This window comes from Plantactinospora sp. CNZ320 (assembly GCF_002846275.1).
On the sequence record NZ_PJMP01000001.1, the window covers coordinates 6289325 to 6300457 of the forward strand.

Genomic DNA, 11133 nt, shown 5'->3' on the forward strand with positions numbered 1-11133 from the left:
GATGTCCCAGACCCTGACCCCGCAACGACCGGCCGCGAAGCCGGCGCCCCGGCCGATGGCCCGACCCCGACGCAGGCGGCGATCACTCCTGGGCCGGATCGCGCTCGCCCTCACCGTCACCGTCGCGCTCGCGCCGGCACTGTTCGTCTTCTTCTGGATGCTGACCTCGTCGTTCAAGCAGCAGGTCGACATCTACACGATTCCGCCGAAGTGGTTCGACTTCACGCCGACCCTGGACAACTACCGGGACGCGCTGACGAGTACCCCGTTCGGCAGGTACATGACGAACAGCCTGGTCATCGCCGCCTTCTCCAGCCTGCTCGGGCTGGCCATCGGCGTACCGGCGGCGTACAGCATCGCCCGCTACCGGCAGTCCAAACTGTCGCTGGCGCTGCTGACCGCCCGGCTGCTGCCCGGCGTCGCCTACCTGGTGCCGTTCTTCGTCGCGTTCACCACGCTGCGGATGGTCGGCACCTACCCGGCGCTGATCCTGTCGCACGTCATCATCACGTTCCCGCTCACCGTCTTCATCATGGTGAACTTCTTCGCCGGGCTGCCCGACGAGATCCACGACGCGGCCGAGGTCGACGGTTGCGGAAAGCTGGAGACGTTCTGGCGGATCGCCCTGCCGCTGACCCGGCCCGGCATGCTCACCGCCGGCATCCTGGCGTTCATCTTCTCGTGGAACGAGTTCAAGATGTCGCTGATCCTCTCGGACAGCGACAGCCGCACCCTGCCGGTGGCGGTCTTCAACTTCGTCCACGAGGCGTCCCTGGACTGGGGGCCGATGATGGCCTACGCCTCGATCATCATGCTGCCCGTCCTCATCCTCACCCTCGCCGCACAACGGCACATCGTCACCGGAATGACGATGGGCAGCGTCAAATGACAAGCATCTCTGGAGGCACCATGACCAGCACCGTACCCGCAGTCGTCAGCCGCGCCGCCGGCAACGGCCGGGTGATCGCCGCGAGCCTCAAGCCCGGCGACCAGTTGACCGACTCGATCGAGCAGGTCTGCCGCGACCACGGCGTACAGACCGCGGTGATCCTCTCGGTGATCGGCACCATCAAGGAGGTCTACCTGCGCAACCCGCGCGACATCACCACCCTGCCGATCCACCGCGAGCACGAGTTCGCCGACGAGATCGACACAGTCGTGCTGCAACGCCCGATGGAGATCCTCTCCGTCCAGGGCAACGTCACCACCCTCGACGGCGAGCTGTGGGCGCACTGCCACGCCCTCTTCTCCGAGGCCGGTGGCAACGTGCGCGGCGGGCACGTCTTCCGCGCCACCATCTGGAGCCAGGGTGAGGTCTTCCTCCAGGAGCTGACCGACATCCGGATCGACCGCGAGTACGACCGGGAGGTCACCGGCCTGCCGCAGATCCGCCTGCACGCCTGCGACGCCGGACCGGCCGATGGCCGCTGACGCCGGTCCGTACCCCTGGAATGCCGGGGTTGCCGATGGCCGCTGACGCCTGCCTGCTCGGCGTGGACGTCGGCACGTCGAGCAGCAAGGGTGTGCTCACCGACCCGGCCGGGACGGTGCTGGCCACCGCGACCCGCCCGCACCGGGTGTCGCGGCCCCGGCCGGGTTGGGTCGAGCACGACGCCGAGACGATCTGGTGGGCCGAGTGCGTCGCGATCGTCCGGGAACTGCTCGCCGCGGCCCCCGGACCGGTCGCCGCCGTGGCGGTCAGCGGCATCGGGCCGTGCCTCCTACCCACCACAGTGGACGGACAGCCGCTGCGCGCCGCCATCCTGTACGGCGTCGACACCCGGGCCAGCGCCGAGATCGTCGAACTGACCGAGGCGATCGGCGCCGACGAGATCGTCAGGCGCGGCGGCAACCGGCTCACCAGCCAGGCGGTCGGCCCGAAGCTGCGCTGGCTGCGCCGGCACGAACCACAGGTCTGGGCGGAGACCCGGCGCCTCTTCATGGCCAGCTCGTTCCTGGTCCACCGGCTCACCGGCGAGTACGTCCTCGACCACCACTCGGCCAGCCAGAGCGACCCGCTCTACGACCTGCACGCGCAGGCGTGGATCGACGACCTGGCCGCGGAGATCGCCCCGGGGCTGGAGTTGCCCCGGTTGCTCTGGCCGGCCGAGGTCGCCGGCCGGGTGACCGCTGCCGCCGCCCGTGCCACCGGACTGCCCGAAGGCACCCCGGTCACCGCCGGTACCGTCGACGCCTGGGCCGAGGCCACCAGCGTGGGCGCCACCCGGCCCGGTGACCTGATGCTGATGTACGGCACCACCATGTTCCTCACCCAGGTGGTGCCCGCGCCGGTCGTGCACCCGAGGATGTGGTCGACCACTGGCGTCTTCCCGGGCAGCTTCTGCGTGGCCGGCGGCACCGCCACCTCCGGCGCCGTCGTCGAGTGGCTGCGCGAGCTGACCGGCGGCACCGGCTACGACCGGTTGACCGAGGAGGCGGCTGCCGTACCGGCCGGCGCGGACGGCCTGGTGCTGCTGCCGTACTTCGCTGGCGAGCGGACCCCGCTCTTCGACGAGCAGGCGCGGGGGGTCGTCGCCGGGCTGACCCTCGACCACGGGCGCGGGCACCTCTACCGCGCGGTGCTGGAAGGAACCGCGTACGCGGTCCGGCACCACCTCGACGAGATGGCCAGCACCCTGCCGCCGCCGGGCCGGGTCATCGCGGTCGGCGGCGGCGCCCGCTCACTCTGGACCCGGATCGTCTCCGACGTCACCGGAGCGCCACAGCTGATCCCCGCCCAGACGATCGGGGCCAGCTACGGTGACGCCTACCTCGCCGGACTCGCGGCCGGGCTGGTCGACCGTGCCGACGACTGGACGCGCTGGGCCGGCCGGGTCGAACCGGACCCGGCGACCGCCGACGCGTACCGGCGCGGCTACCGGGCGTACCGCGAGCTGTACCCGGCGACCCGCGACATCGTGCACCGCCTGGCGGCACCCGCTGGCGTTCGCGCACCGGGGCGGTGCCGCCCGGAAACGCCTGCCTGACGCCGGGCTGTCCGACCGGGCCGACGCGTCAGAGGTCGTCCTCGTCGTCGAGCCGGGCCAGCCAGGTGGCGAACCGCTCGACCGGCGTCTCGAACTCCGGGTTCAGGTCGACGAAGTCGCGCAGCCGGGCGCCCAGCCACTCCAGGGTGATCGTCTCGGTGCCCCGGCGCTCGACGAGTTCCTCGATGCCTCGGTCGGTGAAGTACACAACGTCCTCTCTCACGTGTAAGGAAGGGCCCCTTCATATCGCTTTCTGTTGTAGCGGGGGCCCTTCCTAACACCTCAGGGGCGGGGGAGCGCCGCCTCGATCAGCGCGGTCTGCTCTGCGTCGTGCATCTTCGCCGAACCGACCGCCGGGGCCGCCGCCGCCGGCCGGGAGATCCGGCGCAGGCGTACGCCCTCCAGGTGCTCCAGCAGGTTGAGCGCGACGAACGACCAGGCACCCTGGTTGGCCGGCTCCTCCTGCACCCAGGCGAAGTCCTCGGCGTTCGGGTACTGCGCCAGCGCGGCCCGGACCTCCTCGACCGGCAGCGGGTAGAGCTGCTCCACCCGGACGATCGCGGTGTCGGTGATGCCCCGCTCGGTACGGGCCTGGAGCAGGTCGTAGTAGACCTTGCCGGAGCAGAGCAGCACCCGCTTGACCGCCTCCGGCGCCACGCCCGAGCTGTCGGTCAGCACCGGCTGGAAGGTGCCGGTGGTGAAGTCCTGCACGCTCGACACACAGAGCTTGTGCCGGAGCAGGGACTTCGGGGTGAAGACCACAAGCGGCTTGCGCTTCGGCGAGAGCGCCTGCCGGCGGAGCAGGTGGAAGTAGTTCGCCGGGGTGCTCGGGATGGCGATCCGCATGTTGTCCTCGGCGCAGAGCTGGAGGAACCGCTCCGGCCGGCCCGAGGTGTGGTCCGGCCCCTGGCCCTCGTGGCCGTGCGGCAGCAGCAGGGTCACCGCCGACTGCTGGGCCCACTTCACCTCGCCGGAGGAGATGAACTCGTCGACCACCGTCTGCGCGCCGTTGGCGAAGTCGCCGAACTGCGCCTCCCAGAGCACCAGCGCCTCGGTGTTCTCCACCGAGTAGCCGTACTCGAAGCCCATCGCCGCGTACTCGCTGAGCAGCGAGTCGTGCACGAAGAACCGGGCCCGGTCGTCGGCCAGGGTGGACAGCGGGGTGTGCTCGGCGCCGGTCCGGGAGTCGACGATCACGGCGTGCCGCTGCACGAAGGTGCCGCGCCGGGAGTCCTGGCCGGCGAGCCGGACCGTGACGCCGTCCTGGAGCAGCGTGCCGAAGGCGATGATCTCACCGAGGCCCCAGTCGATGTTGCCGGACTCGGTCATCTTGGCCCGCCGGTCCAGCAACTGCTGGATCCGCTTGTGTGGGGTGAAGCCGTCCGGCAGCGCGGTGTGCGCGGTGCCGACCGCGCGGAGCGCCTCGACGGTGGTGGCGGTCTCCACCTGCGGCTCGGGCTCCGGCTGCCGGCGGGGCCGGGCGGTCTGCCGGGCCGACGAGGCGGCGTCCCGGGTGGCCTTGAAGACCCGCTCCAACTGGGCCTGGAAGTCGCGCAGCAGCTCCTCGGCGTCCTCCACGGTGATGTCGCCGCGCCCGATCAGCTCCTCGGTGTAGAGCTTCCGGACCGACCGCTTCGAGTCAATGATCTTGTACATCAACGGGTTGGACATCGCCGGGTCGTCGCCCTCGTTGTGCCCGCGACGCCGGTAGCAGACCATGTCGATCACGACGTCCTTGTTGAACGCCTGCCGGTATTCGAAGGCCAGCCGGGCCACCCGGACCACGGCCTCCGGGTCGTCGCCGTTGACGTGGAAGATCGGCGCCTGGATCATCCGGGCCACGTCGGTGCTGTAGAGGCTCGACCGCGAGTATTCCGGTGCGGTGGTGAAGCCGACCTGGTTGTTCACCACCACGTGCACGGTGCCGCCGGTGCGGTAGCCGCGCAGTTGCGACAGGTTGAGCGTCTCGGCCACCACACCCTGACCGGCGAAGGCGGCGTCGCCGTGCACCGCCACCGGCAGCACGGTGTAGCCCTCCAGCTTGAGGTCGATCCGGTCCTGCTTGGCCCGGACGATCCCCTCCAGCACCGGGTCGACCGCCTCCAGGTGCGACGGGTTGGCGGTCACCGACACCTTGATCGAGTGCTCGCCGTCCGGCGTGGTGAACTTGCCGGCCTGCCCCAGGTGGTATTTCACGTCGCCGGAGCCCTGCGTCGAGCGCGGGTCGAGGTGCCCCTCGAACTCCGAGAAGATCTTCTCGTACGGCTTGCCGACGATGTTGGCCAGCACGTTCAGCCGGCCCCGGTGAGCCATCCCGATCACCACCTCGTCGAGGTCGTGTTCGGCGGCTGACTCCAGCACCTCGCCGAGCAGCGGGATCAGCGACTCGCCGCCCTCCAGCGAGAAGCGCTTCTGGCCGACGTACTTGGTCTGGAGGAAGGTCTCGAACGCCTCGGCCGCGTTGAGCCGGTTGAGTACGTGCTTCTGCTCGTCCGGCGCCGGCTTGGTGTACTTGCGCTCGATCCGCTCCTGGATCCAGCGCCGCTCCTCCGGGTCCTGGATGTGCATGTACTCCACGCCGACCCGGCGGCAGTAGGAGTCCCGGAGCACCCCGAGGACCTCGCGCAGCTTCATCTTCTGCTTGCCGGCGAAGCCGCCGACCGGGAAGGTGCGGTCCAGGTCCCACAGGGTCAGACCGTGCTGGAGTACGTCGAGATCCGGGTGCTTACGGATCTTGAACTCCAGCGGATCGGTGTCCGCCATCAGGTGTCCACGGACCCGGTAGGCGTGGATGATCTCGATCACCCGGGCGGTCTTGTTGATCTGCCCCTCGGAGCTGACCGCCACGTCCCGCATCCAGCGCACCGGCTCGTAGGGGATGCGCAGCGAGGTGAAGATCTCGTCGTAGAAGCCGTGCTCACCGAGGACCAGCTCGTGGATGGTCTTGAGGAACTCGCCGGACTGCGCGCCCTGGATGATCCGGTGGTCGTACGTGCTGGTCAACGTGATGATCTTGCTGACCGCCAGCTCGGCCAGGGTCTCCTCGGACATCCCCTGGTACGGCGCCGGGTACTCCATCGCGCCGACCCCGATGATGGTGCCCTGCCCGGCCATCAGCCTCGGCTGCGAGTGCACGGTGCCGATCCCGCCCGGGTTGGTCAGCGAAATCGTCGCACCGCTGTGGTCCTCCATGGTCAGCTCGTTGCGCCGGGCCCGGCGGACGATGTCCTCGTACGCCTGCCAGAACTGCCGGAAGTCCATCTGCTCGCCGGCCTTGATCGACGGCACCACCAGGGTGCGCGAGCCGTCCGGCTTGGCCAGGTCGATCGCGATGCCCAGGTTGACGTGCTCCGGCTTGACCAGCGCCGGCTTGCCGTCGACCTCGGTGAACGAGTTGTTCATCTCCGGGTGCTCGGCGAGCGCCTTGATCAGCGCCCACCCGATCAGGTGGGTGAAGCTGACCTTGCCGCCCCGGCCCCGGGCGAGGTGGTTGTTGATCACGATCCGGTTGTCCACCAGCAGCTTGGCCGGTATCGCGCGGACACTCGTCGCGGTCGGCACCGACAGCGAGGCGTCCATGTTCTGCACGATCCGGGCGGCCACGCCGCGCAGCGGGGTGGTCTGGCTACCGGTGGGCGTGCTCTTGGTGCCCTTGTCGGCGGTGCTCGACGCGGCGGCCTTCGAAGCGGCGGCCTTGGGTGCGGCGGCCTTCGGCGTGCCAGCGGCCGGCTTCGGTGCGCCGGTGACCTTGCCGTCCGGTGCCGGGGCGGCGGTCTTGCCGTCCGGCGCCGGAGTGGCGCGCTTGGCCGGCGCCGGGCTGCCGGCCGGGGTGGCCGGCTCGGCCTCGGTCCTGGCGGAGGGGCGCGCGGTCGCGGGAGGCTGCTCGACGGCGGTGCCGGTGCCGCCCTTGCCGGCGGTCACCTTGGCGTCACCGGTGTCACCGCCGTCCGGGCCGGACTGCGCGGCGGGTCGGTAGTCGGCGAAGAAGTCGTGCCAGGCTGGATCGACGCTGGCGGGGTCGGCGAGGTAGCGCTGGTACATTTCCTCGACGATCCACTCATTGGGGCCGAACCCCGCCAGTGGATTTTCCTGCGAAGTCTGCTGGGTCGACACGGCCGGTAATCGCCTCTTTCACGCGGGTTGTGTGTCACGCGGTCTCCTGCCCACCGGTCCGGGGGGCTGCGTCGAAAGACGGGTCCAAGGCTACGCCGTGCGGTAACCGACAGCATTGTCGCATCGGACTGGTGTCGCGTTTCACAGGTTTTGCGACTTGTCGGCCCCTCGGAGTAACGCCGGAGCCCGGCCGGGAAACTGACCCCGGCCGGGCTCCGGCGACCCGACGAACCTGCCGCAGGTCAGGAGACGTCCCGCTTGCGCATGATCAGGGTACCGATCGTGCCGGTCACCACCGCGTAGGCGATCATGACCGCCGCCCCGGCCCACCTGGGTGGACTTCCCGGCAGGTCGGTGCCGGTCGCCATCAGTTGCGAGGCGAGCGACGGGACGATCAGCTGGAGGTTGTTGATCCAGTCGCCGAACCGGTCGGCCAGGATCGCCAGCACGATGATCGCCCCGATGTAGCCGGCGAGGTAGACCAGCAGCGCGGTGACGGTGGCACCGATCTGGCTGCGGATCAGCACCCCGAACCCGATCCCGAAGATCGCCCAGAGCAGGTACGCCAACCCGTTCAGGCCGATCGCCTGCCAGATCGCCCCCTTGCCGAGCTGGCTGGCCACGTCCAGGCTGCTCAGGATCAGCGGAGTGAAGATCAGGTTGAGAGCGGTGGTGACCACCCAGAAGATCAGCCCGAGGATGCCGGCGGCGACCAGCTTCGCCAGCACCACGGCGGTGCGGTGCGGCGTGGTCAGGAAGGTGGTCGTGGCGGTCTGGTGGAAGAACTCGTTCGTCACCACCAGCACGCCGAGCAGCATCACGATCAGCACGCCGAAGAACTGGCCGTTCGTGTAGAGGTTCGCCGCCACGTTCACGTGCTCGCCGGCCGCCTGGAACTGCGCGTTCTGCGCGTCGGCCTCCGGTACGCCGACGCCGACCGGGTCGAGCACCGCCTGCGACTGGAAGTAGTTGATCATGAGGGTGAGTGCCCAGAGGGGCAGTGTGATGAGCCCGAAGACCCACCAGGTGTTCGTCGTACGGATCTTCAGCAGCTCGGCCCGGACCAGGTTCATCGGATCCCCGCCTTTCCGGCCGTCAGCTCCAGGAAGACCCCTTCGAGGTCGGGTCGCTCCGTGGTCAGCTCGTGCAGCTCGACCTTTGCCGCCAGCGCGGCCCGGCCCACCGCCGGGGCGTCCGTCCCCTCGACCAGCAGCACGCCGTCCTCGCCCCGGGTCACCCGGGCACCGTCCCCGGTCAGTACCGTGGTCAGCTCGTCACTCTGCGGGGTCCGGACCCGGACCCTGCCGGTCTGCGCCATCGAGCCGACCACCTCGTCGACCCGGCCCTGCCGGATCAGCTTGCCGGCCGCGATGATCACCACGTCGTCGGCGAGCAGCTGCATCTCGGAGAGCAGGTGACTGGAGACCAGCACCGTACGCCCCTCGGCGGCGAGCGCCTTGAGGAAGCCGCGCATCCACCGGATGCCCTCCGGGTCGAGCCCGTTGGCCGGCTCGTCGAGGATCAGCACCCGGGGGTCGCCGAGCATCGCGGCGGCGATGCCGAGCCGCTGCTTCATGCCGAGCGAGTAGCCCTTGAACTTCCGCTTGGCGGCCGGGCTGAGCCCCACCAGTGCCAGCGCCTCGTCGGCCCGCTCCTTCGGCAGCCCCGCGGCGGCACAGGTCACCCGCAGGTGGTTGATCCCGGTACGGCCCTTGTGTGCGCTCGACGCCTCGAGTACCGCGCCGACGTGCCGGATCGGCTGCGGCAGGTCGGCGTAGCGCGTACCGCCGATGGTCGCGGTGCCCGCCGTCGGCGCGACAAGGTTGAGCAGCATCCGCAGCGTCGTCGTCTTGCCGGCACCGTTCGGCCCCAGGAAGCCGGTGACCCGGCCGGGCTCGACGGTGAACGACAGGTCGTCGACCGCCCGGACATTGCGATAGACCTTCGTGAGACCGGAGACCACTATCTGGCCGCCCCCGGCCGTTGGGCTCTGCCGCCCGTCGGACATCTCTCTCCCCTCCGTGAGCGCCGCCGTACCGGCCGCGCCGTCACCCAGCGTCGACATTGTGGGCCGCGCGGTCAATCGGGATGATTGCGTAACCGCTTGTCATACCTGGGCAGGAGCCCGTCCTCCTACAGCACGAGCCGCGCGGCGTCTGGGGAGGAGGAGCGAAATTTACCAGCTCGGCAGAGGTGCCGGGGGGCGCCGCGCGAATCGCCGGGACCCGTACCACATCCCGTTCATCCGTTCGACACGCCACCGGCCGTCGGTCGTCACGTCCCGGGCGGCCGGGTCGCGATGCAGCCGTTGCTCCGCGGGGCGGGTCTGGAGCTGGCCGCCTGACGGCATCACCGGTGCGCCGGAGGGGCGTTCCGAAGACGCGATGTATCGCGTTATCGTGGCAGGACGCACGCCCGCCGTCCGCGCCCCGCCGGCTCGGACCGGCCAGCACCAGGGAGTCGACATGCCGAGCTGGACCGTGGACGGGCCGCGCCGGCTGACCCTCACCGAGCCGGTCGACCAGCTCGTCGTCCGGCTCAACTCCGGCCGGGTCAACGTGGTCGGCACCGACGGCCCGGCCCGGATCGAGGTCACCCGGACCGACCGGCACCCACTGGTCATCGAGCACCGCGACGGCAGGTTGTCCGTCCGGCACCGGACGTTCGGGAGCTGGGCGCTGCTGCTGCGCTGGTTCGGGCGCGGTGACGGGCCGGAGATCTCGATCGGGGTACCGGCCCGGGTGCGGGTGGACCTGCGGCTGCACGAGGGTGCGGTGGTCGCGTCCGGCCTGGCCGAGACGACCCGGGTGGAGGTGACCGCCGGCCAGGTGACCCTGATGGGGCTGGCCGGCCGGACGAGGGCACGGCTGGTCTCCGGGCCGGTGGAGGCGCTGGGCGTCTCCGGCGACCTGACCATGGAGACGGTCTCCGGCGAGCTGATCCTGGCCGACGGGACCGCCGAGCGGGTCCGGGCCAGTACGGTCTCCGGGGCGATCACCTGCGACCTCGGCGATACGGGCGGCAGCGACATCCGGCTCGACGCGACCTCGGGCAGCGTGACCGTACGGGTACCGCAGGAGAGCGACCTCGACGTGCACCTGCACACCACCTCGGGTCGGATCACCACGGACTTTCCCCAGCTCGCCGCCGAGCACGAGCCGAGCTGGTCGAGTGACCGCCGGGGGAGGCTCGGCGCCGGGGGCGGTAGTCTCCGCGCGACCACCATGACCGGCGGCATAGTGCTGCTGGCCCGGCGGTCGGCGGAGTGAGGACGAGATGACGACGGTGTTCGGTCACGGCCGGCTCCGGCTCTATCTGCTCAAGCTCCTCGACGACGGCCCGAAACACGGCTACGAACTCATCCGGCTGCTGGAGGAGCGCTTCCTCGGCCTGTACGCGCCGAGCGCCGGCACCATCTATCCCCGGCTGGCCCGGCTGGAGGCGGAGGGACTGGTCACGCACGACGCCGTCGGCGGCCGGAAGGTCTACCGGATCACCGAGGCGGGTCGGGCCGAGCTGCGGCAGCGGGCCGACGAGGTGGCGAGCCTGGAGTCGGAGATCCGGACCTCCGTCTCCGACCTGGCGAAACTGGCCGGTGAGATCCGCTCCGAGGTGCACGGCTCGGTCCGTGACCTGAAGCAGGAGCTGCGGGCCGCTGCCCGCCAGTCCCGTCGGGGTGACCGCAGGTCCGCGCCCGGCCCGGCGTACCCGGGTGCGGCGGCGGGTTCCGGCTCGGACGGGCCGGCCGGGCCGCGCACCGGTGACCGGACGGAGCAGGGCTGGTCGGCGGCGCCGGGGGACGATCCGGCCGCCGAGTTCGATCAGCAGTTGCTGCTCTTCGTCACCGAGGTGCGGGCGCTGGCCCGCAGCGGCCGGTTCACCGAGGCACAACTGCGTACGGCGGCCCGGGTGCTGCACGGTGCGCTGGACGGCCTGCGCCGGCTGCTCCGCTGACCCCGGCCGCGCTGATCTCCCGGCCGCCGACCGGTCCGCTGATCCCGGCCGCGCTGATCTCCCAGCCGCCGATCGGGGC

General features: G+C 70.6%; 9 protein-coding genes. 5 read left to right on the plus strand and 4 right to left on the minus strand.

All coding sequences use genetic code 11. The annotated features are described in order from the left end of the window. Position 1: 1 nt before the first annotated feature. Genes CLT71_RS28245 through CLT71_RS28255 form a run of 3 tightly spaced genes read left to right on the plus strand, consistent with a single transcriptional unit; the run spans position 2 to position 2987 of the window. Complete coding sequence (locus tag CLT71_RS28245; protein WP_101369779.1) at positions 2–889, plus strand: carbohydrate ABC transporter permease; 888 nt, start codon at positions 2–4, stop codon at positions 887–889. Positions 890–909: 20 nt separating this feature from the next. Further along, entirely contained in the window at positions 910–1431 is a 522-nt protein-coding gene (locus CLT71_RS28250; RefSeq protein ID WP_158242323.1) for a PPC domain-containing DNA-binding protein, read from the plus strand. A 35-nt stretch (positions 1432–1466) separates the two neighbouring features. Beyond that, entirely contained in the window at positions 1467–2987 is a 1521-nt protein-coding gene (locus tag CLT71_RS28255) for an FGGY-family carbohydrate kinase (RefSeq protein ID WP_101371862.1), read from the plus strand. A 28-nt stretch (positions 2988–3015) separates the two neighbouring features. Here CLT71_RS28255 and CLT71_RS28260 read toward each other — a convergent pair whose 3' ends face one another. From CLT71_RS28260 to CLT71_RS28275, 4 genes are all read right to left on the minus strand, one after another. Then, entirely contained in the window at positions 3016–3195 is a 180-nt protein-coding gene (locus CLT71_RS28260; protein ID WP_101369781.1) for a DUF6104 family protein, read from the minus strand. A gap of 74 nt (positions 3196–3269) precedes the next feature. Continuing rightward, a complete protein-coding gene (locus CLT71_RS28265) occupies positions 3270–7100 on the minus strand; it encodes a multifunctional oxoglutarate decarboxylase/oxoglutarate dehydrogenase thiamine pyrophosphate-binding subunit/dihydrolipoyllysine-residue succinyltransferase subunit (RefSeq protein WP_101369782.1) in 3831 nt (1276 codons plus the stop codon). Positions 7101–7342: 242 nt separating this feature from the next. Then, entirely contained in the window at positions 7343–8173 is an 831-nt protein-coding gene (locus CLT71_RS28270) for an ABC transporter permease subunit (protein ID WP_101369783.1), read from the minus strand. Then, positions 8170–9108 (minus strand): ATP-binding cassette domain-containing protein, encoded by a 939-nt coding sequence (locus CLT71_RS28275; protein ID WP_101371863.1) that lies wholly within the window; start codon positions 9106–9108, stop codon positions 8170–8172. Before CLT71_RS28275 ends, CLT71_RS28270 begins: the two co-directional genes overlap by 4 nt. Positions 9109–9565: 457 nt before the next feature. Between CLT71_RS28275 and CLT71_RS28280 the strand changes: the two genes are divergently transcribed. Both CLT71_RS28280 and CLT71_RS28285 read left to right on the plus strand, forming a co-directional pair. Next, positions 9566–10369: a DUF4097 family beta strand repeat-containing protein gene (locus CLT71_RS28280; protein ID WP_101369784.1), complete on the plus strand. Its 804-nt coding sequence runs from the start codon at positions 9566–9568 to the stop codon at positions 10367–10369. Between the two features lie 7 nt (positions 10370–10376). Further along, positions 10377–11054: a PadR family transcriptional regulator gene (locus tag CLT71_RS28285; protein WP_101369785.1), complete on the plus strand. Its 678-nt coding sequence runs from the start codon at positions 10377–10379 to the stop codon at positions 11052–11054. Positions 11055–11133 lie beyond the last annotated feature (79 nt).